This is a genomic window from Hyphomicrobium sp. D-2, assembly GCF_029872155.1.
Lineage (GTDB): Bacteria > Pseudomonadota > Alphaproteobacteria > Rhizobiales > Hyphomicrobiaceae > Hyphomicrobium_A.
Genome location: NZ_JARXLA010000001.1, coordinates 176743 through 200067, shown reverse-complemented (window position 1 = coordinate 200067; position 23325 = coordinate 176743). Strand labels below are relative to the sequence as shown.

Genomic DNA, 23325 nt, shown 5'->3' with positions numbered 1-23325 from the left:
GCACACCCGCCAATCAGTAGCCTACCGGCTTTGGCCATGGCATCGCGAACTGCTCACCCCGGCGCACATATTTGTAGCGGTGCAGCGCAAACCACAACGACGCCACGATATAGAAAACCATCATCGCGATGAGCTGAGTTCCATAGCCCAGGAAAACCGCAAAATAGGTTGCCGCGCACAGCACCAGCAGCATGACAGCCGGCAGCGGATGGAACGGATGTACGTAGCCCCGCTTGATCGATCCAAGCGGCCACTTTTTGCGAAACAGAATAACGCTGAAGGCCATGAACGTATATTCGAGCAGGCCGGACAAGATCGAGAACGTGATCACCCGATCCAGTGGCGCAAAGTAGGCGAACACAAGCGCCACCGGCACCAGGAACACGATCGCGCGGTACGGCGTGCGATACTTCGGATGCACGGCACCGAAAACCTGCGGCAGGTAATGGTCACGGCCCATCGAGAACCAGGCGCGTGAAGCATCGTTGATGCAGCAGTTCGCCGAAGCGAGCGCTGAAAATATCGTACCGATAAACAGCAGCACCATCAGCAGCGTTGAGTTCGTCAGTCGGGCGGCGTCGAACAGCGGCGTCACCGACTGCCCGAGATACTCCCACGGCATCAGGCCGGAGCAGATATACCAGGTCATGGTCGCGGCGATCAGCAGCGTGATGATACCGGTCATGGTGCCAAGCGGCAGCGCACGCGCCGGGGAACGCACCTCCTCGGCCGCCTGCGTCGTGCCTTCGATGCCGAGATAAAACCACATGCCGAAATGCAACGCCGCGAGCACGCCCAGCCAGCCATACGGCAGCCCTGTCAACATCTGATCGTGCTGAATGTAAACATCGCTCCACGGCTGCACCGCAAAGAACAGCACGCAAATCGAGATGAAAGCGAACGCGGTGATGACAAGGCTGAAGGTCAGGGTTGTGTAGACGCCGCGGTAGTTCAGCCAAGCGAGAAACATGATCGTCAGCACGATGAACGGTTTATCGTTCGTGTTCTCGAACCCCGCCATCGCGCCGACCGTCTGCACCAGATGGCCCAGCGTAATGGCGTTGGCGGCTTCCAGCATAGTGTAGGCAAAAACGAGATAGAGGCCCACGTTGAAAGCCATCAGTGGGCCAACGATGTGCTTCGCCTGGGCATACTGACCACCGGCAGCCGCGACCGTCGACGTCACCTCGGAGTCGATCATCGCCACGCAGGTGTAAAGCAATCCGGCAAACCAGCAGGCGATCAACGCTGCAATCGCGCCGCCCTTACCGACGGCGAAATTCCAGCCCATGTATTCGCCGACCAGCACGATGCCGACGCCAAGGGCCCATACGTGCCCAGGCCCCAAGACGCGCAGCAGCGAGATGCGCTCGCCGTTGGCCGGTGAAGTCTCAGCAGTCACCGAGAGCCCCGCTTTTGCGGCGGGTCGACCGCCGAAGCATCTTCGATTTCGCCTTCTCTGGAGGAGGTGAGAAGGTCTTCCGAATAGCTGCGGTCCGTTCGGAACATATCGACCAGCATCCAGAGGCCAAGCAAGATCGAAAGCCCCCACGCGGAATATTCAAGCAACGCGAACGTGTTCATGCGATCCTCGCGAAATCTATTCGCTGTTGCCGAAACGCTCGTCGATCACTTCGCGATATTCCTTCTTCGACCAGTAGAAGACGATGAAGAAATACGCGACGACGACAAGCGCGCTGGCGGCAAGCTCGACGAAGCTGAAGTTGTAGTCGAAGCGCGTCGCGATCAGTTTCGACGCCGGCTGTCTGCCATCCTTCGCTTCAGTCCCATCCGTGTAACCGAGCTTCTCCCACTGCGCCTGCATGGTGGCGTTCTGCTTCATGCCCGCCCAGGATGTATCGCTCAACTCCACTGTGGTCTTGCCGCTGCCCGCCAACCCGAGATAGACGGGCGCGAACAGCGAAGCCAACACAAGCGCCAGCAGGAACAGCGTGTCGAAGATCTGACCGATCTGAGATTGCACAGGCGGTCGATAAGGTGCCTTCGCCATGACAGCACCTAGCCCTTCGCCCGTTTCATCTCATCCAGGTAATAGATGTCGAGACGATAGATGTGATCTTTGTCCTGCGCATAATGCAGGATCATTGCGATGATGGACGCGGTGTTGAAGAGCAGGACCAGACTGCCGCCAATCCCAAGCGCCCAAAGCACACCCGGCTCGTTTTGGCTTACATAAAGCTGCCAAAATGCGAATGCATAGACGCACCACAATGCGAATACGGCCGCGAAGGCCCACACACGGTCGCGCGCGAACATCCTTTTGACACGTGCGTCAGAAGGTTTCTGCTGCATACACTCATCCCCTTGCGGCCCTTTGCGGGCTTCAATTGCGTTTCTCAAGTTGCCGTTCCGGCAATCATTTTTTTTCGGGACAAATTTGCGCTTCCAGCCTCCGCTTGGCAAGCTGCGGCATGCATGCGGCCACGCGACACGTCTTGCGCGGCGTCGCTTGGTAAATCTTTGCGGCCAGGAATGCGCAAACCCGCGCTAAGATTGCAGGCGTGCGCCAGATACAATCGCCGTTCGATCGCATGCCATCGAACGTTGTTGAATAATGCGCGACGCAACCGGCATTAACGGATTTGGCTTTATTCCAAACTGCCGAGGGTGACAGCGCCAGATATGCACAAGCTGGGATACGATTGGGCGGCGATGAACGCTGTCGGTCCACCCGGTGCTCCATGGCGCACTGGCACGCAACCGTGCCGACGCCAACGCCAGCGTTCAGTCAGCATAACGGGACGCGCTTTCCGGCGGGAAGCACGCCTGACACAATCAACTGCAGCAGTTCCGCGCTCCGATCGAAGGCGGCACGACTCTAGTAGCGCTCGTCCCGCAAATCGGCGATCGCGCGCGGTGCAGGCTGGCGGGTGATCGCAACGGTACGCGGCACCGGCTGCTGCGTCATGCCCTGCTTGAATTCGCGCCAACCTTTGCCAAAATCGCCCATCAGGCCCGCAATTCTACCGCGTCCGAACAACAGGACAGCCATCACCAGCAGCAAAACCAGATGCGTCATGCTAAGTCCCATGGTGTATATCCTCAGGCGTCTGTCATTTCAGGCTGTTCCGCCGGCTCCGGCGCAATAAAGAAACCCTTTTCGCGCAGGCTCACAGTCAGCAGATTATGTGCGGCGAGGTCGGCCAGGTTCGCCAATGCCACAAGCGCTGTCGCCGCCGCAAAGTCACGCCGCTCCGTAGCGGCAGGCGATCCCCCAAACGTCACAAGCTGTTCGAGCAGCGTTTTGCGCGCGGTCTCCACCACATCGCGCACCGCTGTCATGTTCGCGTCTTTCAATTCCGGATGCGTCATCAGCGTGCCGCTGCGCACTAGCACATCAACAGCAACCGGAAGGGTTGCATAGTCGATATTGCCGCCATCGAACGGGGCACGCCGGGAAACCGCTGCATCGACAATGGCGCCCGCCGCTATCAATCGCCATGCCGGGCTGACCGCGTTGCGCGCCTGCCGATAAAGCTGCAGCGCCTCTACGTATGCTTCCGGCAACGGTCCGGTTTTAAGCTCCGGCAGCAGTGCGCTAGGCCGGAACGGCACAAACCGCCAGCGCGCTTCATACTCCACATCGGCCAGGCGCCAGCCGACCAGCTCAAAACTGCGTCCGTACTGAAGCGCCAGCTTATCCAGCTCGTCGTTCACATGCCGATAGACAGGTGCCAGCGCATCCGCGGCACTCGTTGCCTTAATGGTGTAAATCAATTCGTGCAGCTTGCCGGCGACGTTGGCCGATGCGTGCAACGTCGCCGGCCGGCCGTCAATTTCAATTTCCCGTTTGGCTTCATCGGGAACAACAAGAAGATCCGTCTCCCACGCCTTGGTCAGCGTGTTGCAAAGTATAAATCCCACCACGAACATGCGCTCTTCAGTGGCCGCCTGCGAAGCCTCGATGACTTCCCTGGACGACTCCGCACGAAGCGGACCAAGCTGGTTGTGAGGAATCCACATTGCGGGATCTCCTGTAAAATCTCTCTTTCAGCCTCGATCAGCCCTTAGGCTTCACCGTGATGGCACCCTTCATGAAGGGATGTGGCGTGCAAGTATATGCGTACTCGCCAGGCTGATTGAACTTGATCGCAAAGGTCTGTCCAGCGCGCAGCATGTTGCCGGCGATCTTGAACGGATTGGCGATCTGCACGTTGTGAGGCATCGCGTCTTTGTTGGTCCACAACACCGTCTGACCTTCTTCGACTTCGAGCTTCGCCGGGGCATACTTCATCTTGGCGATATCGACGTGAACTGCGTCGGCAGGCACTGCATCAGCTGCAACGACCTCCATCGCATCGGCGGCGACAGCAACGTTCATAGGCGCCGCCAGGGCTACAAGTAAGAGCAGATTCCTGAGTTTTGACATGACACGTCTCATACGTTGAAGGGAAAAAGGGCAGCAATGAAGCGTGCTTCATCGCTGCCCAAAGTCAGTCCAGGGAGTAGATTAGCTCGCCTTGCCAACGATCGGCGAGATCGTGCAGTGATAGGTCATTGCATCGTCCTCGGCGCCGAAGCACCAGATGATGTCGTTAGCGAACTCAGGACGGTAGACCGGCAGTTCGCCTTCGGTGTTGAGACAGCCGCAACGGCCGCAAACGTTCTTACCGCAGCAATCGCGATAGGCGATCAGGTAGGCCTGCTTGTCGCCAGGATTGTAGCAGCTTGCCACCCACGAAGAAGGCGACAGACGCGTGCCCGGAGGACAGTTGGTGAGCGAGCCACCGCAGCAATCGCAGATGTTGCCGTCGATGGAGCAGTGACGCCAGTAGTCGCACTGCTTGCTGTCCTGATCCTGCGGGATCCAGCCTTCACGGCCACCGGAAGCGGCGTGAGCACGGCTGGTGCGGCCACGACGATCGACCGGCAGCAGCGGAACAAGCGCAGCACCGGCAAGTGCCGTTCCGACGCGACCGATGAAGCCACGGCGGCTGGTGCGGCTGGCGACGCGGCGCGTTACCATTTCCAGAATGTCGTCAAACTTTGATTTCTCTAGCATGGGGTATTCCTCCTCCAGATGTCGCTATGTTCTTGCGGCTCAATGCTCGGCGTGTACGCCGCTACCGTTGGCGTGGATCCCGTTGATGCCGGTCTTCTTCATGTAGTCCTGCAAGGACGCATGACCGGTACGAGCACCTTCCAGAAGGCTTTCAAGATGCTCGCGGGTGTTCGTCAGGCCCTTCGCGCGGATCTTCCCGTGGCTGTCGATAACGACACCGTAGGGAATCTTGCCGACCTGGAAGCGCATGCCGACTTCAGGTGAAACGATGTACGGGATGCCGGCCAGATCATGCTTCTTGAGGAAGAGCGCGTGATCTTCAGGCTGGCCATCGCTCACCAGGAACACGGCGACGTTCTCGTCTTTAGCAACCGACTTGATGATCGGCAGCAGCTTGTCGCAAATCGGACAGGTCGGAGCCGTGAACATGATAAGCGTCTCACGTCCACCGCCGCCGATGCGGGCCGGCTTGCCGTAGTAGTCGACAACTTCGAACGTCGGCGCCTTATCGCCGATGTCAGGACCGTGATCGGTAATCATTGCGCCGAGCGGAGCAGAGCGCTCGTGAAGGATGCCAACCTGCCGTGTAATCCCCAGCAGCACGACCGCACCAGCGATGACCGTGAGCCAGAGCAGAACGTTTGATGCAATCAGGAACTCGATCGCCATTGTGCACTGCCTTTCCTAATAGAGATGACCGTTGCTCTTTGCGATGTTCGCGACACCGCCGAGCAATCCAGCCGTGAGGTACAACGTCATGGCGACTCCTGCGGCCATTACGCCGGTGGTGATGTCGAACAGCGTTGCAGCACGGGAGATGTCTGCAATACCAGCCAGCATCAGAGCACCGCCGCCCAGCACCACGTTACGCAGAACCAGCATCCAGCTGAGGTTCTGGCGGTAGCCGTTACGGAAGCAACCACAGTCGATTGCCTTCCGGCCACGCGCAACGTTGATGCCGATGGCGAGAGCGAACAGCAGAAGCAGTCCGCCCGCCGCCACGGCCGCGTAGGGAACTGCCGGATTGACCAGCAGTCCCACCGCAACAGCAAGTTCCACCCACGGGAGTACCGCGGCAAACGGAGCGGCCATCCATTCCGGCATCAGCCGGAAGTTACGAACCACACCGAAGAACTCTTCCTGATGGCGCAGCTTGGAATAAGCTGCGCCGGCAAACAGGAGAGCGAGGAACGCTCGCAGGAAGATCGTCACCAGTGGGTCTGTTAAAAACCACATGGCTTCCTCGATCAGTTATCGTGAGCGATCATGACTTGCGGACCATGGCCCAACTCGTCAGTGGAAGAGACCTCTTTGCCCGACTGAGAGTCGAGAATGTAGAGCTTCTTCTCACCGGTAGAGAGAGCATAGAGCGCAGGGTTCTTGTCCTGGCTCACCGCAATCGAGTCGATGTCATGTCCAAGGTCGATCTTGCGCAGACGCTTGCCGGTCTTCACGTCGTGAACGAACACGAAGCGGCTCGGATACTTGTGCGTCCACTTTGCGCGCTGATCGCCAAGCAGATAGACCTCGCCGCTGTCGCGGTGATAGGCAACCGGCTGCCAGCCACCGACGCGCCAGTTGTCCTTGCGCTCTTCCTCGGTGAAGACATCGAACGGCGTGCCAAACTTGGCTTCACCCGAAGACAGGTCGACCGGGAAGATCTTGCCGTCGTAGGTCGGCCAAACCAGCTGGCCAGCCTTCATCGAGTAAGCCGGCGTGTTGATGAGGTACTCTTCCTCGCCATGGAACGGCTTCGACTGGCTGATTTCAGCCTTGCCATCCTTGCCGTACTTCACCTTCGCCATGCTGCCGTCGCGGCAGTGCGCGAAGAACGCATCGTTTGCCGACGGGAAGATGTGATAGCAATCCGGCACGTCGATCATCGATACGAACTTCTTGTTCTCGATGTCGACGAGTCCAACCTGCGGCGACGGCGTGAACTGATAGAAGAGCAGCGACTTGTTATCCGGAGTGACGGTCGTCATCCAGGGATAGGTGCCGACGAGGAAGCGGCTCTCCGGGATGTCGATGTCAGCGATAACTTCGTGCGACTTCGGATCGTAAACTTCGATGTAGTCGTCGCGCTTGCCGCGAGCGACACGCGAATAGACCGTGCTGGCCTGACCGAAGTAGCTGCCGTCGGTGGCTGCAAACGGGTTCGTCAGGAAGCCGCCGTCGATCATGCCCAGAACCTTGCCGTCGTTTCCGTCAACGGTGAAGGTGCGGGTCGTGGTGGCGAAGTGAGCCGGATCGGTGATGTAAAGACGGCGAGCATCCGGAGCAGGTGCCGACAGGATCACCGGCGTATCTTCCAGCTCCGACGTGGCTTGCGCGCCGAGCTGCTTGGGAACTTCAGCTCCCGACGGGCCCTGCTGAGCATTGGCCACACCGGCAGCGCCGATGAGCACCAGGCTAGCCACGCCGCCAAGCAGCGCGTTCCGGTACTTTTTCAGCGTTTCCGAAGTCGTTGAGTTATGCGTCATTGTTTCCTCCTTGAGGCAGCGTTTATTCTGATGCTGAGAGACGACGTGGAAATCAGGCGGTCAGGTACATCGCCATAACGGCAGTGCCTGCGGCGACGAGAATGGCGCCATCAAGCATTGCAGCCTGCTCTTGACGCTTCGCCAGCCATGCCGTGATGGAGCGATCGGACATCGGCAGCGCGTTCAGCATCAGCGGCAGGAAGCGGCCGAGGTTGAACACCAGGAAGATACCGATGGCGAAAGCAACGTTGCCCGAGAACAGGGCAGCACCCGTGACTGCGTAGAGCAGCGGCGTCTGCACGTAGGTCAGGTAATTCAGACCCAGCGAGAAGCCATAGAGCAGACCGATCACCCACTTGGGGAAGCGCTGACGCGCGTCGTGGGGAACCTGACAACGGCGCTGCGGATAGGGCACACGGAGGAACCCAAGCTGATGCGCGCCATAGGCCGCAAGCAGAACCGCGAACACCGGGATCGTGTAGGCCATGTAGGAGCCAAGCCCCATGGCATATCCGGCATATCCAAGCGCGCCACCGAGGGCCAGCGCGCCAAGTCCGTAGCCGACGAAGTGTGCAATGAGCGTAGGCGTCCAGGCGGCCACCGAGCGCAGCGAATAGCTGCCGTTCGGACGCAGCAGACACACGCTGGAGTACCCGCACGGCGACCATGTAGACAGCAGGCCACCGGCAAACGCGGCCGGAACCAGCAGCCAGAGCATGGCGGTTTCGAGCGCAACGCCCGATGCGAAGTGAAGTGCGGCAGCAGCGCCTGCAATGGCGCTGAGCGCCAAGACAGCGAACCGCGCAGTGGCGGACCACGGCCGCGCGAAGAGCATCACATCTTCGACGCCCTCGACGGCACTCTCATGGAATGAGTGCCCGTTTTGTTGCCAAGTTTCGGCCATTTACAGCCTCTCCTCTCGGTGCGTTTCCCTAGTCGACATTTTTTTGCCGACGTCGTGCGCCGGATTGACTTGTGACAATGCCCAAGCTGTCAGCGGACCTAAGATCAGGCTCGTTCCGCTTGTGCATTCGATTAGGATCGTCAACCGCTACCCGAGGAGGCAGCGCGGCGATCCAACCGCCTTCCCGTTGCACGGCATACCGCTCAACAGGCGCGCACATTGACGGGAAGAACCGCTTCAGGATCGGCCGTTAACCACCAGTCAATGCGACACTGATGGCACCATGACGGGTCAATCTGTCACCCGCCTCGAAGCTCCCTTACATTTTTGACAAGAAGCAAAAAATCTCTGGAAGGCCCTTGAACAGGGCCATTTTTCGCCCTTGGAGAGCCGAAATTGGCCACTTGGGCTGGGGCTCTGACACTGTTGGGCGTGAAGAAACCGGCGGATGCGCGCTGCAGCATGGCTGTTGAACAACCGATGATCGCCCACGTCCTGGCCGTCGCCGCGCAATTGAGAATGGGCGAAGCGCGCCATGTTCAGCACAAGCGGAATGTTTGAAATCTGTCTCTGCCGCGCACAGTCCGCGGTTGCTGCTGAAGGGCCACTTTCAGTTTCATGCGCACCAGATCGGCTGTGAGTTGCTGTTCGAGCCAGCCGACGATCAGTGGCAAATTTTCAGCTTGTCCGTCGGCCTGCTTGACGCCACGGCGCAGTCGTCATCCACACCACGACCGTAACGCTCTGCGCACGCCTTGTGTGTTCCGTATTCCGCAGGCGCATGGGCGGGCACACTTCGATCCGGAGGCGCCCCGCAAAAGTATATCGCGGGTTTGGTCGCCATCTACGTCATTTGCCAGCGGTTACGACGACGGCGTCACGCCGTAGCCCGAACGCAGCCGCAGTCCAAGCTGCGAGCGCGTGAACGGATCGTTCGGGAAATGGATCACCACGCGCAAACCGGGCCGATTGTCCTCGATCTCGACATAGGCGCCATGTAGTTCCGCGATTGCCACTGCGAACGGAATGCCGAGGCCATGGCCGCCGGCTTTCTGCTTCGCTTCATTTGCCCCGCCCAGGCGATAGAAGCGTTCAAACAGATGCTCGATCTCCGATGCCGGCACGCCCGGACCGTTATCGCTGACGACAACTTCCAATCCGGTTCGCAACTGCCGCAGCGCCAACCGTATCGTCGTGCCTTCCGGACAATACTGAATGGCGTTCTCGACAAAGTTCACGATCATCTCGAGCAGCAACTCGCGGTCGCCGCTTACCGGACGCACTTCCTGACTGGTCAGCGAAACTTCCAGTTTATGGCCATGGTCGGTGATGATCGGCTCGTAGATGTCAGCGATGTGATGCAGAAGGTTGCCCAGATCGACATCGACAAACCGCGAACGGCGATCGCCTGACTGCAACTGCCCAATGTTCAGGAGCGCTTCGAAAATAACGACCAGCGAGTCGATATCTTCGATGCCTTCGTCGATCTTGCGCGACAGATCCGCGTTTCCGAACTCGCATTTGCTGACAAGCTCAAGCCGCTGGCGCAGCCGCGTAAGCGGCTTCTTCAGGTTATGCGCAATGTCCGCTGTCATGTAGTTCAGGTTCCACAGCAGCCGCTGCGCATAATCCAGCGTGCCGTTGATCGCCAGCGCGAGATCGGACAGCCTGTCCGCATGCCCCGACATCGGCACCCGTCGATCGGTGTTGCCGGACACAAAATCGAACAGCGTCGACGTCATCTCGTTCACGCGCTGGCGCGAACGGCCTGACAACATCAGCCCAATTGCGAACACCGTTGCCAGCGAGGCAAGCGTCAGCAACGCAAAGCCGGCAATCGCCCAGTCGCGGGCGCGCGCCGATTTCACTTCGCTCATGCCCACCAGAATCTCGCCTCCGTTTAACGGTGCGGAAGCGACATGCACGAGCCTGCTCGACAGCCCCCAGCCGACCGTCAGCGAGCGAATGGACAGCTTTGATGCTCCCCACGCCGCAACGGGACTGACCTCAGCGGAAGTGTGCAGAATAGTCTCGCCGTTCGGGAGGCGGATCGACACAAACGGTGGATCGGGGTCATCCCAGATCTGCTCTGAGCGGACGAAGCGCAGCAATTCATCGAAGCCGTTGCGCTTTTCGTACTCCACCAAGCCACTCAATACGCGCGTGACACGCGCCTGCGCCCTGGACGCCAGCGCATCGTGCGTCTCGATGAAGAAAAACGAAAACAGCAGGCTGAAGGCCGCCACCATGAGGAGGCCAGAAGCAGCGATAATCTGCACATGGAAGCGGGTAAGCGGGAAATCAGCCTTCATAGATCGAGTAGCCGCATCCTCTGACCGTATGGATCAAAGCAGTTTTGAACGGCTTGTCTACCTTCGCCCGCAATCTGGAAATATGCGTTTCCACTACGCTGGTCTTAGGTTCGAAGCGAAAGCCCCACACGCGCTCCAGCAGCATCGTGCGCAACACCACGCGTCCCTTGTTGCGCAACAGGATCTCCAGAAGCAGACACTCGCGCGGCAACAGATTGATCGGCTGATTGTCGCGCGTGACAATGCGGTGCGCGACGTCCATCTCAAGATCCGCTACTGAAAGCTTCTCGTGCTCATCACGTATCGGAGAGCGGCGGCCCAGAGCGTTGACCCGCGCCAACAACTCGGAAAATGCAAACGGCTTCACCACGTAATCGTCACCGCCAACATCCAGTCCTTGCACCCGCTCGTTGATGCTACCTAGTGCGGTGAGAAAAAGGATCGCCATTGGGCGGCCGCTGCTGCGCAGTGTGCGCGCCACCGAAAGACCGTCGAGACCCGGCACCATGCGATCCAGAATGACGAGATCGAAATCCTCCTGGATGCCAAGCAACACTCCGTCCTTGCCGTCCGCAACGACATCCACGGTATGACCTGCCTGTCGCAAGCCGTTGCTGACGAACGACGCGGTTTCGGCGTCGTCCTCGATCATCAATATTCGCATAACCGACACGCCTTGATGCCGCAGGTCTTCTGCAGCCGCGTATTTTTCATAGCTTGAAAGAACGCCACTGCGCAATAAGCGCACATGTGCCGGTCACAATAATTACCTCAAAATAGCTGTAGTATATGCGTTTTGATTGCCGTTTTCCCTACAATCCACTCCGAAACATCTTCGAACCTTACATGTTCTGTAAGGTTCATTTCTGCGATTGCGACAAGGCCGCATGTGGCACACTGTCTTATGGAGTTTGAGCTGAGTGTTGCATGCCGGTTCTGGGGTTAAGCGCACGCAAAACTAGTCAACTTGAGATGCCGTTGTCGGCGTCAATCCGCAATGCGCGCTGCGGCTGCAGCGGCTTGGAACGGATCGCTGTATCGCGACGGTGGCTCCTTTTCCATTCTAGGGGCGATGCCTCAGTGCAAGCCGACGCAGGGTGCCATGCAGGACAACAACGACCCGGTGAAGCACGCGCTGCCTCCCGTTTCGGGAAGCGCAGCGCAATCTGAAAACCGCGCGGATCAACGCAAATCAAAACCGCTGCCTGCTCCAAAGGGTAATGCTGGTAAGGCTGCCACCGGCTACAGCCGCCGCGATTTCATTGGCACGGTTGCCAAATCTGCTGGCGTTGCCTGCATCGCGGCCGTTGCACTCGATCAATACATCCGCACCGCGCGCGCAACCGATGCCAAAGCCCTGCGCCCACCCGGCGCCATCAACGAAGAAGAGTTTCTCTCCGCGTGCGTACGATGCGGATTATGCGTACGGGCCTGCCCGTACGACACCCTGAAGCTTGCGACACTCGGTGATCCCGCAGCGCTCGGCACACCGTTTTTCATCGCGCGCGAATCTCCGTGCTTCATGTGCGCTGACGTTCCGTGCGCAAAGGCGTGCCCAACCGGCGCACTCGATCGCGACATCGCCGACATTCGCGATGCCGACATGGGCGTATCCGTGCTGGTCGATCACGAGACCTGCCTCAACTACAAGGGCATGCATTGCAGCATCTGCCACCGCGTCTGCCCGATCCGCAACGAAGCGATCACACTTGAAAAGCAGACCATCAATGGCCGCGCGATGATCATCCCGACGGTTCATTCCACCAAATGCACCGGTTGCGGAACGTGCGAAAAACACTGTGTGCTGGAAGAAGCGGCCATCCGCGTGCTGCCACGCTCGCTCGGTCAGGGCAAAGCCGGTCGCAACGCGGCTGGCAGACCGTTGACCGGCCACGGCCAGTTGAAGCGTGACCTCTAATGCGCATGCCATTCACCAGAGCAAACATCCACGCATTCGCAGAGTGGACCACGTCGGAACCGCGCAGTTACGCCGCCACGCGTCGCGGCTGGCTGTTTGCACATCGCATCTGGTTGCTGCGGCGCCTTTCGCAAACACTGGTGCTGGCGCTGTTTCTTGTCGGCCCGTGGTACGGCATCTGGCTTGCGAAAGGTAACTTCGCATCTAGCGAAATTCTGGGAGTGCTGCCGCTCGCCGATCCGTTCATATTCGCCCAGTCATTATTCGCGCTGCACAAGCCCATTCTGCTCGCCGCAATCGGTGTTGCCACCATCGTCGCGCTGTATCTGCTGGTCGGCGGGCGCGTCTATTGCAGTTGGGTCTGCCCCGTCAACGTCGTCACCGACAGCGCCTACTGGCTGCGCGACAAGCTCGGCCTGACGCGCGATCGCAAGCTTGATCGGCGCACGCGCATCTGGGTGCTTGTCGGCGCGCTGCTGGCATCATTCATGACCGGCACCATCGCGTGGGAGTTCCTGAATCCGGTCAGCCTTTTGCAGCGTGGCATCATTTTCGGCATCGGCGCAGGCTGGGGCATCATCGCCGCCGTGTTCATGCTGGATCTGTTCGTCACTCGCCGCGGCTGGTGCAGTCATCTGTGCCCGGTCGGTGCTTTTTACGGCCTGATCGGTGCTCAAAGCCTCGTGCGTGTCAGCGCCCTGCAACGCACAGCGTGCACCGATTGCGGCGCCTGCTTCAAGGCGTGCCCGGAACCGCACGTCATCATGCCGGCGCTGAAAGGCAAGGGCACGCACCTCATTCTGTCGGGTGATTGCACCAACTGCGGCGCCTGCATCGATTCCTGCTACGTCGATGTGTTTCAGTACGGCAGCAGACTATCGCCCAAGCATGCCGCGCCTGAAGCCTATATCAACGCGCCTGCGTCTCCATCGCGAATGCCGGCCACGGCAGCAGCAACAGCAACCGCTGCGGAATAAATCAATACATCGTGCTGCGATCGGCTGGCGACGTAGGAGGGTTCGCGACTATCGGCCTTTTATCATGCGCCGGAAGCCGGCAATCGTCGCGATATAGGCATGAAACAGCAGGAACAGCGCGCCCAGAAAACCCACCCAATAGTGCGCAATTGCAAACGGCCAGACGCCGCCGAGCCCAGCGATTGTTTCGGGCGCGTACTCGGGAAACAGCAGCACCAATCCTGTGATCGCCAGCAGCGGTGACAAAACGGCGATGCTGAAAATCGACAGGAAATGCTGAACTAAAATCAGCAGGCCGCGCGACAGCTCAATGCGTGGTGGCGTCTCGCCGCCGCCGTTGCCTTTCACCGGCACGCCATTGATCACATAGCCGCCGAACTTCACGATCCGCGACAGCAACCCCTTCCACAGGCGCTGATATCGGCGCCAATATCCGGTCAACCCAGAGACCAGCAGGAACACAACAAACAGCACTGAAAATGCGATGCCCAGAACCTGATGCAGCGTATCGGCAAGGGCGTAGTTCATCAGCGCAAATGTCGATGTCGAATAGGTCAGCACGACGCCGGTCACCACCAGAACCGTGAACAGCATCGCCATCGTCCAGTGCCAAAGGCGGAGCCAAAGCGGCGTCATGGGTTCATCTCCGCCTACTTCCGCTTGCGCGCGAACACGCGCCAGCCGCCGTGGGCCACCACCAGCACCAGCCCCATGCTCAACAGCAGGTATGCGGCTATGTCGGTCCAGCGCTGCCGGTTGGCCCCCATCACATAGCCGTCCTTCATCAGCGCCGCGTTGTGAAAGCCTGCCTGCGTCGCGCTCGCATTGTCGACGTACCGATAAAGGCGGCGAACCACGATGCTGTCGATGCTGTGACAGGTGTTGCAGCCCTGATCCGCCTTCATCCCCTTGGGCAGATCGTGCGCCACTGTCGGCGTAACGCTGGTATGGCAGTCGATACAGCGCGTGCCCTTGAGATGCATATCGGCATAGGGAAGATAGGCGTGCGCAGCGAGCAGATTGGGTTTAGCCGGATCCTTCAGCGCGACGCTTGAGCCATCCATATGGCAATGCAGGCAAGGACCGTTGTCGTTCTTCAGGATCAGCTTTGGATCCTTGATATGTGCCGTCGCCTTGAAGTAATGCGGCTCGTGGCAATGCTCGCACGTGAAGCGTTGATTGGCTCCGGTTTCACGCATTTTGCGGTTTGCTGCCGCTCCCGCGCCCGCTTCAGCGGCCACCTTGCCGACTGCTGTACCGCAGCACCGCTCCTTGGCGTGCTGATACTCCGTGAAATGGACGGTCGCCTCAAATTCCCGGTTTATGCGCTCGAATTCGTAATCCTTGTCGGCTTCGGCGTCCTTGGCTTCCTTGCGTGGATGGCAATCCATGCAGGTCTCGGTCTTCATGTTCCGATGCGGAAAGTTCGTGAAGCCCTTGGAATGGCAATCGGCGCACAGCATCTTGCCGTGATCGGCATTTTCGAACTGCGGCATGTCGATGGTGGAGCTTTTCGAAATGTGCTCCTTGCCATCCAGCCGATGCTGGCTTTCACCGACATGGCAGGCAAGGCACCGCATGCGTTTCATGAAATCAGCCTGACCGGCTGCCTCCGCCTGTCCGCCTGGCATCAGCGCGGCGGCAAGCATCACCATCGCAAAAGCGGCCAGCCGAAGCACACAGCCGAAAGAGACCGCCGAACAACGGGCAAGCGCTCGGCCCGCCAGGTTGCCCGAGCTGTATGAAACGCGCGCGCGCCGCCCTGAAAGGAGAGGCTGCATGGCTTTCCTCGCCACATCCCGCGGGCTCTTGGGAGGAAGGCCGCGTTGTTTTTCTGGTTCGCCAGAGCTCGGCCGCATTCGTTGAAACTGCGACGCGGCTCCGGCCTTATTTTTGAGACCGACGTTCACACATCAGGCTGACAGAGCCTGAAGCGGTCATGGTCTGAACCATGGCGTGGCTTTCTTTCAGCAGCCTCGTGGCTGCCTTACAATTTCGTCAGGGTGCTGCCGGAGCGCACAGACTTTTGCAGTGTTTATGGGATTTCCGCTGCCAACCACCATTGGCGGCCAGGCTCAAACAAAAAACAGGGCCGCATGCGCGACCCTGTTCTGACTTCGTCTTAGCTGAAGCACTCTGCCTTATGGCAGCGAAACGCCAACCGAGAAAACGAAACGCTCATCGGCAAGCGGAGCCGGGTTCGACAGGTCCGTATCCCAATAGCGGAAGTCGAGCGTGAGCTTGTCGACCGCAAGCGACACACCGGCATTCCAGTAGGTGTAGTCACCCAGACCCGTGCCGCCGCTGATGTCGTCCTGATAGCCGACAAGGCCGCTGACGGTCGGCGTGAACATGGCCAGCTTCGGCAGCTCGTAGCTGAGCGTACCTTCTACCACGACATGCTCGTAGCCGTTGATGTCCGGCGAGTAGTAGACAACACCGCCAACACCCAGCTTGTCGAAGGACTTGCTGACGCCAGCCTTCAGCTCCGTAACCTGAATGAGATCGTACCCGGATGCGCCCGGATAGGTATAGAGAATGACACCGAAGTCGAATTCGAAGTCGTTCCAGACCGGCTTGAAACCGGCATACCAGTCGAGTTCGGTCGTCGCGTCATCGCCAAAGTCTACGCCAGAGCCCCAGACGCCAGCGTAGAAGATGCCGTAGCTCAGATCGAACGAGCCCTGAATGGTGGGCTCCTGGTTGGTCTGAGAGACACCGCGGAACACGTAATCGGACGTGCCCGTCAGTGTTGCGGAAAAGCTGAGCTCCCGCTCAGGCTTCGGCGGCGGTGCGTCCTTGACGCTGCCATAGTAGCCATCGGCGAGCGCGGCGCCCGACAAGGCCATCAACGATGCGCCGGCAATGCCGGCAAGCTTACTAAATCTGCGATACTTGCCCATAACCAGAGCTACCCCCGTACGCTACCCACAACAACAAAGCGCTGAACTCACTCCGGCCGGCCAACTGGGCCTAGCTTTCTCGAACGCTTCCAAGCCTAGAAAACGTCACAAAGGCAGCCTGTCTCAAGCCAAAACGACGATAAGCGTGGCCTCTGCCTGACACCCGTATCCCGGATGCAACGCGGCACTGACTTTGACTACTTATTAGGGAATGGCAGCCCGTAAATTAGGCATCAAAAAACAGGTTCATCACCCGCGCTCTGAGCATTTGCGCAAATTGTGGGCAGCAATACTTCCACAACCCGAGTTTCGCCGCGTCTGCGGGTAGAGGCCGCCTTTCAATCCCATGCACGGACGGCTAGCAATGCTTCACCCTCGTCAGAGGCGAGCCGCTTCCTGCCCGGCTGCAACAGACCATCGGATTTTGAATGCCACAGACAGCGCCACGCACCGCCCTCATCACTGGCGCCGCTCGCCGGATCGGTCGGGCCATCGCTCTTGATCTTGCTGCGCACGGCTGGCGGGTCGGCGTGCACTACCGCAATTCCCGTGACGAAGCTGAGGCGCTGGCCGCCGAGATCAACGCCAGCGGCGGCACGGCTGCGGCGCTTGCCGCCAATCTGGCCGATTTCCACGAGGTGCAGACGCTGATTGCCCGCTGCACCGATGTGCTGGGTCAGCCGACCTGCCTCGTCAACAACGCTTCCGAATTTTTTCTCGACACCATCGGCTCAGTCACCTGCGAAGGCTGGGACACGCACCTCGACATCAACCTCAAGGCGCCGATCTTTCTCGCGCAGGAACTCTACGTCAGTCTGCCGAAGGGCGCCGATGGCAATGTGGTCAACATCATCGATCAGCGGGTGTGGCGACCAACCCCGGATTTCTTTTCCTACACGATTTCAAAATCCGGGCTGTGGACCGCGACGCAGACGCTGGCGCAGGCAATGGCGCCGCGCGTGCGGGTGAACGCAATCGGACCGGGCCCTGTGCTGCAAAGCATCCATCAGACCGAGACCGACTTCGCCAACGAGCGCCAATCTACTCTGCTCGGGCACGGCCCTTCCCTGCCGGAGATCGCGGCGGCGGTGCGCTTCATTCTCGACAGCCCATCGATGACTGGCCAGATGATCACCCTCGATGGCGGTCAGCATCTTTCATAAGCGCGTCAGGTGATGACGAGCGGCCCGAGAATGGGCGTCAGTTGCAGCGGCGCCCGTTTCCCGCCCATCATTTAACCAACGCCGCGTTGGAAAATCGCGTTTACCGCGCTTGGCATAAGCTTACGACGCCACAATTTTGCTCTAGCTGGCCCTCACTGGCGCCCCATTACTGCGGCCTTCTCGCGATAAATCGGGATCGTCCATGATTCGTAAACCATCCATTAACGTTAAGCCTTTAAGAACGTTTGATGGTTTCGTCGGGCGTCCTTGTCTCAGGCGCCGCGTTTAGACGGGTGTTCACATGAAGTGCCTCCTCGGAGCATCGCTCACGTTTGCTCTTGCAGCATTCATTCCCGCAGCCCACGCGGCCAGTCTTCCTGAAGTTAGAGCCACCGCCAGCAATCCCGTCCCTCAGTGCGCAACGCCGGGGCGGATGACGGCTTACCTGAAAGCTCGTAATCCGAAGCTGGATCAGCGCTACGAAGACCTCGCCACGCATTACATGCGCCACGGCGAAGCGCTCGGCATCCGCTGGGATATCGCCTTCTTCCAGATGATCCTTGAAACAGGCGCGTTGCGTTACACCGGCGACGTTCGTCCAAGCCAGAACAACTTCGCCGGCCTCGGTGCATCCGGACGCGGCGTGCGCGGCGAAAGCTTCTCATCCGTTTCCAGCGGCGTGAAAGCGCATCTGCAGCACCTGATGATGTATGCCGGTGAACACATCGACGATCCGGTGGCCGACCGCACGCGCAAGGTTCAGGAATGGGGTGTGCTGACCAAGTGGCAGCGCTCCATCAAAGGCCCCATGACCTATTCGCTCGCTGCAACGAAGTGGGCGCCGTCATCGCGCAATTACGTGCGCGACATCGCAGCGATCAGCGACGAATTCTACTCCAGCTATTGCACCAGCGCCGATCCCTATCCTGAGCGCCTGCAGGAAGCGCGCGCAGGCACCAGTTCAAACGGTGGTGGCCAGCCCGCCGCCAGCGTCAACGAACCGAAGTTCGCAACTGCCGGAGCCGCTGGCGCATCTGCTGCACCGAAGTCGAGAGGCCAGGAGATTGCGCAGCGGAACATTGAGGCCGAGCGCAACGAAGGTGGCCCGATCAAATCGCTCGGCGCATCCATGCTGGCGTCGCAATACAGCAATGCTGGTGACGCCTCTGAGGCGGAATCTGCACCCGCTATAACCGTGCTCAATTCTGACGACACCGCTGCACCGGCTGCATCGGGCAAGAACAATGCAGCGACTGCGAAGCCAAACGCCAAGACAGCCGCGATCAAGCCTTCCGATAAGTCCGGCGAGATCCAGACCGCAGCGCTTGGCGGCGTCGCAACCCAGCTCAAGCCAACCGCACCGAAAGCATCGGCCTCCAAGTGCAAGGTGTGGACGGCCAGCTATGGCGGCTCGCGCGCTGTCATCATCAAGGCCAAGGGCAAGGACATGGTGAATTACACCGTGCTGGATGTGACCGAGGCCAATGAGAAGCGCGAGATCGACGCCTATATCGCTGCGTACGCAAAGGGTGGCGAGAAGGTTGCATCGTTCTCCAATCAGTCGAAAGCCCTGAACAAGGCATTCGAGCTTTGCCCTGAAGGCTGAGTTCGCGCTGTCACCGATGGAACAATCACCGGTGACAAAACTGACTGCACGCCCCCGCCCAGAACATTTCGTTGAAGAAGCGTAGCAACGCCATGGCCCCTCACTTGATGGCGAAGACGCGCAGATGCGCACGCAAGCGAGCGCTCCGCCCGGCGCTGGCGGTTTTGCTGTTGGCAGGCTCAATTGCTGCCGCTGAAGCTGCGCCACCGCGCATCCGCACCGATGCGGGCAACGTCGTGCCCCGCTGCGTCACGCCCCAGCGATTGATGGCGTTCCTCAAAACACGCAACACAAATCTCAATCCGCGCTTCGGCAACATCGCCGAGTTCTACAAGAAGCACGGGCAGGCCTGGAACGTTCGCTGGGATTACGCCTTCTTCCAGATGGCGCTGGAGACCAACTTCCTCACCTATCGCCAGGGCAACGGCAAGTGGGGCGACGTCAATCCCAAGCAGAACAACTTCGCCGGCCTCGGCACTACCGGCGGCGGCGTTCCCGGTGACAGCTATCCGGACGTCAACACCGGCGTGCTGGCGCAGATCCAGCATCTCGTTGTCTACTCCGGCGAGCGCATCGCGTCCCCGGTGGGCGAACGCACGCGCCTGAAGCAGGATCACATTCTGGCCGCCAGCGCACCGAAGAATCGGCGCATGACTTTCGCCGATCTCGCGCGCCGCTGGGCCGCCGACCGCAACTACGGGCGCTCCATCGAATGGGTCGCCAACAGCTTCCGCGAACAGTATTGCTCCGGCCGTAACAACGCCGCCGACGCTGAGCCTACGGATCGTAAGGCGATGGAAGTTGCACGGGCAAATCTCGGCGGGCCACCGGTCGAGAGCCGACCAACCGCACCTCCGGCTTCTCCCGTGCGCACGGTCTGGCAGGCGAGCCCACGGCCGGGCCCGGTTGCGGCCCGTGCAAGCGTAAGTGCTCCGCCAGCCGCGGTCAGCTTTGCGCGCGCAGGCGCTGCACCATCAGCGCCAGCACCCGCTCCCGAACGCAAACCGGCGCGCATTGCCGATGTCGCGCCCGCTGAAACGACGGCCTCCTACAGCACGGTAGCCGAACAGATGATCCAGACCGGCGCCGGACAGCCGATGCAGCTTGCATTGGCTGACCTTGACGCTGTGGCAGCGTCGAACGTCGCCATCGCCAGCAACACATCTGAGCACACACGCTCGGCGCCCTCACCCCACAACAGCCGCCCGCTTGCATTCGCCTATGCTGGCGCGATGGGACGCATGCTCGGCGGAACGCAAGCGTCATCGGCGCAAGCTGACGCGCAGGCAGCCCAGCAGCAATCAGGTTGCCAGATCGCCAACGCCAGCTACGGCGGTCAGAAAGCTTTTCTCATCCGCTCGGGCACCGCTCCCGATGTGCGCTACACGGTGTTGAACGTGTTGGCCGGATTCGAAAAGTCGATGCTGGAAAACTACCTCAAGGCCAGTGCCCCGGACGGTGAAAGCATCGGCGAATTTGCCAACCGCAACGACGCGATGACCAAGGCGCGCGAGCTTTGCCCCGGTGCACCGGCCGCGCCGGTACGTTCCGCCACACGCACGGGCTGAACCCCGCTCCCCCGGCGCCGCCGGTTTCACTTCCGCTTTGACTTCAGTTGCCTGCAACGGCATCGGCGAGATGCATGTCGTTGCCGCGCCAGCTGAACGAATTTCCCAACCACGCCTGCACCCACAGAACGGGCAGCATCACATCGCGCGCCATCCACGCCAGCGGCGAGAGCAGTGACAAATGCCACCCCGCAGCGCGTGCCAGCAATGCTTCCGCTCCGTACCAGGCGATGGCGAGGCTGCCGACAGCGGCGATAACCGGAACATCAAGCGCAAACGCCGCAAAACCGGCAGCAGCCAGCGGCGCTACGCTGCCGGACAATATTTCCGGCAGAAAGAATACCGGGAACGTCGCGCGACGCAGTCGGGCCCAGCGCACCTGCCGTGACCAGATCTGTGCAGCGCCGCGCAAGCCAAGCGGCTGACCGAAAGCGCGATCAACCAGCCGCACGCGCTTGCCCGCACTGCGCACAACCTTGGTGGCCGCTGCGTCCTCGGCGATCTCCAGCCCAAGCGCGCGAATACCGCCCGCCCGCTCCAGATCGGCACGACGCCACAGCATCGTCTTGCCCTGCGCGAAGCCAAGGCCGAGCGTATCGGCCGCGTACTGCCAACGCGCCTGATAGGTGTTGAGGAACGCGCATTCCACCTCGGCCCAGAAACCCGTCGGCATGCAACCGATAGGCGGCGCGCACAGCAGCCCGGTATCCGCGCGCCAGCCGCCGAGCAACCGTTGCAGGTAATCGGCAGGCATCAGCACATTGCTGTCCGCCATCACGACCCAGTCATGCGCGGCCGAACGCCAGCCCTTGATGAGATTGTTCAGCTTGGGGTTTGACGTCAGCGTATCGCGACCGATGAGCAGCTGCGCGTTGATGTTTGGATGCTCTGCCATCAGACGCTTGATGAGCGGCACGATGGGATCGTTCGCATCATCGCAGCAGAAGATGAGTTCATAGTTGGCGTAGCTCAGCTGGAAGCCGGAACGCAGCGTCAGCTCGTCATAGGGATCGCGGCCGCAAACGGGGCGAAGGATCGTGACGGGCGGCAGTGCGTTGACAGGAATATCGGTTGCGAATGCCGGGGGCGCTGCGCCGCGACGGGCCCTGAAGGCTGCAATTGCAGCGCTGGCGAAGTGCAGCAGCGTGGCCAGACTTACAAACAGAAGGCAGCCTAAGGCGATGTGATCCATGATCGACCTTGCGCAACGGATTGTTGCACACAGTCTTGCCCCGGAATCGATGACACGTTGATGACAGGGCAACGGCCCGGCGCGCTCAGTGGTGTCATCGATCCGTCACCACCGCCATAATCAGCGGGCGGATTTTATCGCCGTTGACAGCGTTGATGCGGTTACTGCGCCGGCGCCAGATACTTGAGCGCGACGTTAGACAGCGCACCGCCGACAACGCAGGGCACGCCCATATAAACCTGCCCCATAACGCCGGCAGCCACACAACCGAGCGCGAACACGGTCTGGCCCGCCTGCCCCCACCACGCGAAGTTACGCGAGTTCTGCGGGCCCTTGGTTTTCAGGTCCTCGATTGCGGTCAGCGCATCCTTGCGGATCTGCGCCAGCTCGAACGTCTCGGCGCCTTCAATCACTTCCGTCAGTGGCACCGATATATTGTCCGGCTGCCGCGGCAACGAAAGCTTCAGGTAGCGCAGCAGGTCGTGATCCTTCGAAGCGTTCTGCGCCAAAGTCCACTTCACCATCGAACCAATGGTGAGCTTTTCGACGTCGTTCTTCTCGCGCGACCATTCAAGCGCGCGCACCAGCCGCTGGATCGGCTCAGCCGAACCGGTCGCGAAATAGTAGCCCCAGTTGGCGTCAACCGCGATCGGACTTTCAAGCGGAAGATCGCGCAGCACCTGCATCTTGCCGTAGAGGTAGCGCTCGATGATGACCTTGCGCGCCGGCATGCGCTCAACGAACTTGCCCATCAGCTCTTTCCAGTCCGCAAGGCCGGAATAGGCAATCGCCTTCACCACCACGACCTGATCGTGCGGCGGCATGGGAAACATTTCGGTGATGAGCTTTTCGGCCATATCGGGATTGGCGCCGAGGACGCCAGCGATGAAACCGACGTAAATGCCTGCCTGCTCAATTTCCTTGAACTGGCCCTGCTCGCGCATCGCGGTAAAAGCAGCGGGCAGACGCTCAGGCGTTGGCTTCAGGCGATAATCGTTGATCCAGCCGAGAATGGTTTCGGTGCGCGAGAACTGCGGCGGCTCGGGTTGCTTTTTCTTTTTCGACGCGTCGGCGGCAAACGGCATCGCCAGCGCGATGAGCAGCGCCAGCACGGGCGCAACGGCTCGCAGCGAATAACGACGCATAAAACAACCCATCCGCACCCTCACGTACGCATCCTTCCGGGATTTGCGGTTTTCCAGCACTCACCCCGCGCCGGAGGTCCAGAAGAAAACCGCGTATTGTCAATTTGATGGCAGCACCACGAACGGCAGGT

Annotated in this window: 25 protein-coding genes; 6 read left to right on the top strand and 19 right to left on the bottom strand. The window is 60.0% G+C overall.

Annotated elements, in window-relative coordinates; translation table 11 throughout:
* Positions 1 to 13 precede the first annotated feature (13 nt).
* From QEZ49_RS00920 to QEZ49_RS00865, 12 genes are all read right to left on the bottom strand, one after another.
* Complete coding sequence (locus QEZ49_RS00920; protein WP_280383336.1) at positions 14 to 1402, bottom strand: amino acid permease; 1389 nt, start codon at positions 1400 to 1402, stop codon at positions 14 to 16.
* Complete coding sequence (locus QEZ49_RS00915; protein WP_280383334.1) at positions 1399 to 1584, bottom strand: hypothetical protein; 186 nt, start codon at positions 1582 to 1584, stop codon at positions 1399 to 1401. Before QEZ49_RS00915 ends, QEZ49_RS00920 begins: the two co-directional genes overlap by 4 nt.
* Positions 1585 to 1600: 16 nt before the next feature.
* The gene (locus tag QEZ49_RS00910; RefSeq protein WP_280383332.1) at positions 1601 to 2011 is read right to left on the bottom strand and encodes a hypothetical protein; all 411 of its coding nucleotides are present in this window, start codon (positions 2009 to 2011) and stop codon (positions 1601 to 1603) included.
* A gap of 8 nt (positions 2012 to 2019) precedes the next feature.
* The gene (locus tag QEZ49_RS00905) at positions 2020 to 2313 is read right to left on the bottom strand and encodes a hypothetical protein (protein ID WP_280383330.1); all 294 of its coding nucleotides are present in this window, start codon (positions 2311 to 2313) and stop codon (positions 2020 to 2022) included.
* Between the two features lie 526 nt (positions 2314 to 2839).
* A complete protein-coding gene (locus QEZ49_RS00900) occupies positions 2840 to 3052 on the bottom strand; it encodes a twin-arginine translocase TatA/TatE family subunit (RefSeq protein ID WP_280383328.1) in 213 nt (70 codons plus the stop codon).
* Positions 3053 to 3063: 11 nt separating this feature from the next.
* A complete protein-coding gene (locus QEZ49_RS00895) occupies positions 3064 to 3984 on the bottom strand; it encodes a methylamine utilization protein MauJ (protein WP_280383326.1) in 921 nt (306 codons plus the stop codon).
* A 37-nt stretch (positions 3985 to 4021) separates the two neighbouring features.
* On the bottom strand, positions 4022 to 4390 hold the full coding sequence (locus QEZ49_RS00890) for a cupredoxin family copper-binding protein (RefSeq protein WP_280383324.1): 369 nt from the start codon (positions 4388 to 4390) through the stop codon (positions 4022 to 4024).
* 81 nt (positions 4391 to 4471) lie between these two features.
* Positions 4472 to 5023 carry a methylamine dehydrogenase (amicyanin) small subunit gene (mauA, locus tag QEZ49_RS00885; protein WP_280383321.1) on the bottom strand — a complete coding sequence of 184 codons (552 nt, stop codon included), beginning with the start codon at positions 5021 to 5023 and terminating at the stop codon, positions 4472 to 4474.
* Positions 5024 to 5062: 39 nt separating this feature from the next.
* Complete coding sequence (mauD, locus tag QEZ49_RS00880) at positions 5063 to 5692, bottom strand: methylamine dehydrogenase accessory protein MauD (protein ID WP_068464347.1); 630 nt, start codon at positions 5690 to 5692, stop codon at positions 5063 to 5065.
* A gap of 15 nt (positions 5693 to 5707) precedes the next feature.
* A complete protein-coding gene (locus QEZ49_RS00875; RefSeq protein WP_280383320.1) occupies positions 5708 to 6259 on the bottom strand; it encodes a MauE/DoxX family redox-associated membrane protein in 552 nt (183 codons plus the stop codon).
* A gap of 11 nt (positions 6260 to 6270) precedes the next feature.
* The gene (gene mauB / locus QEZ49_RS00870) at positions 6271 to 7506 is read right to left on the bottom strand and encodes a methylamine dehydrogenase (amicyanin) large subunit (protein WP_280383318.1); all 1236 of its coding nucleotides are present in this window, start codon (positions 7504 to 7506) and stop codon (positions 6271 to 6273) included.
* Positions 7507 to 7558: 52 nt separating this feature from the next.
* Entirely contained in the window at positions 7559 to 8410 is an 852-nt protein-coding gene (locus QEZ49_RS00865) for a cytochrome c biogenesis protein CcdA (protein ID WP_280383316.1), read from the bottom strand.
* 426 nt (positions 8411 to 8836) lie between these two features.
* On the opposite strand from QEZ49_RS00865, the gene QEZ49_RS00860 reads away from it, so the two are divergent.
* A complete protein-coding gene (locus QEZ49_RS00860) occupies positions 8837 to 8971 on the top strand; it encodes a hypothetical protein (protein ID WP_280383314.1) in 135 nt (44 codons plus the stop codon).
* 302 nt (positions 8972 to 9273) lie between these two features.
* Here QEZ49_RS00860 and QEZ49_RS00855 read toward each other — a convergent pair whose 3' ends face one another.
* Positions 9274 to 10722 (bottom strand): HAMP domain-containing sensor histidine kinase, encoded by a 1449-nt coding sequence (locus QEZ49_RS00855; RefSeq protein WP_280383312.1) that lies wholly within the window; start codon positions 10720 to 10722, stop codon positions 9274 to 9276.
* The gene (locus QEZ49_RS00850; RefSeq protein WP_068464442.1) at positions 10712 to 11386 is read right to left on the bottom strand and encodes a response regulator transcription factor; all 675 of its coding nucleotides are present in this window, start codon (positions 11384 to 11386) and stop codon (positions 10712 to 10714) included. The genes QEZ49_RS00855 and QEZ49_RS00850 overlap by 11 nt, the downstream gene beginning before the upstream one ends.
* Before the next feature lie 438 nt (positions 11387 to 11824).
* Here QEZ49_RS00850 and napG point away from each other — a divergent pair, with 438 nt between their 5' ends.
* Together napG and napH are read left to right on the top strand one after the other, a co-directional pair.
* A complete protein-coding gene (napG, locus tag QEZ49_RS00845) occupies positions 11825 to 12640 on the top strand; it encodes a ferredoxin-type protein NapG (RefSeq protein ID WP_280383308.1) in 816 nt (271 codons plus the stop codon).
* Complete coding sequence (gene napH, locus QEZ49_RS00840) at positions 12640 to 13617, top strand: quinol dehydrogenase ferredoxin subunit NapH (protein WP_280383307.1); 978 nt, start codon at positions 12640 to 12642, stop codon at positions 13615 to 13617. Before napG ends, napH begins: the two co-directional genes overlap by 1 nt.
* Positions 13618 to 13665: 48 nt before the next feature.
* Here napH and QEZ49_RS00835 read toward each other — a convergent pair whose 3' ends face one another.
* The 3 genes from QEZ49_RS00835 to QEZ49_RS00825 form a co-directional block, all read right to left on the bottom strand.
* Positions 13666 to 14253 (bottom strand): cytochrome b/b6 domain-containing protein, encoded by a 588-nt coding sequence (locus tag QEZ49_RS00835; RefSeq protein ID WP_280383305.1) that lies wholly within the window; start codon positions 14251 to 14253, stop codon positions 13666 to 13668.
* Between the two features lie 14 nt (positions 14254 to 14267).
* The gene (locus tag QEZ49_RS00830; protein ID WP_280383303.1) at positions 14268 to 15272 is read right to left on the bottom strand and encodes a hypothetical protein; all 1005 of its coding nucleotides are present in this window, start codon (positions 15270 to 15272) and stop codon (positions 14268 to 14270) included.
* 486 nt (positions 15273 to 15758) lie between these two features.
* Positions 15759 to 16466 (bottom strand): TorF family putative porin, encoded by a 708-nt coding sequence (locus QEZ49_RS00825; RefSeq protein WP_280383300.1) that lies wholly within the window; start codon positions 16464 to 16466, stop codon positions 15759 to 15761.
* A gap of 482 nt (positions 16467 to 16948) precedes the next feature.
* Here QEZ49_RS00825 and QEZ49_RS00820 point away from each other — a divergent pair, with 482 nt between their 5' ends.
* The 3 genes from QEZ49_RS00820 to QEZ49_RS00810 all read left to right on the top strand — a co-directional run bounded on the left by QEZ49_RS00820 (position 16949) and on the right by QEZ49_RS00810 (position 20857).
* The gene (locus QEZ49_RS00820; protein ID WP_280383299.1) at positions 16949 to 17683 is read left to right on the top strand and encodes an SDR family oxidoreductase; all 735 of its coding nucleotides are present in this window, start codon (positions 16949 to 16951) and stop codon (positions 17681 to 17683) included.
* 301 nt (positions 17684 to 17984) lie between these two features.
* Positions 17985 to 19289: a glucosaminidase domain-containing protein gene (locus tag QEZ49_RS00815; RefSeq protein WP_280383297.1), complete on the top strand. Its 1305-nt coding sequence runs from the start codon at positions 17985 to 17987 to the stop codon at positions 19287 to 19289.
* A 170-nt stretch (positions 19290 to 19459) separates the two neighbouring features.
* Entirely contained in the window at positions 19460 to 20857 is a 1398-nt protein-coding gene (locus QEZ49_RS00810; protein ID WP_280383295.1) for a glucosaminidase domain-containing protein, read from the top strand.
* Positions 20858 to 20900: 43 nt separating this feature from the next.
* On the opposite strand, the gene QEZ49_RS00805 is transcribed toward QEZ49_RS00810, so the two are convergent.
* Positions 20901 to 22049, bottom strand: a complete 1149-nt coding sequence (locus tag QEZ49_RS00805; RefSeq protein WP_280383294.1) for a ceramide glucosyltransferase — start codon at positions 22047 to 22049, stop codon at positions 20901 to 20903.
* Positions 22050 to 22210: 161 nt separating this feature from the next.
* Complete coding sequence (locus QEZ49_RS00800) at positions 22211 to 23194, bottom strand: hypothetical protein (protein ID WP_280383292.1); 984 nt, start codon at positions 23192 to 23194, stop codon at positions 22211 to 22213.
* Positions 23195 to 23325: the final 131 nt, after the last annotated feature.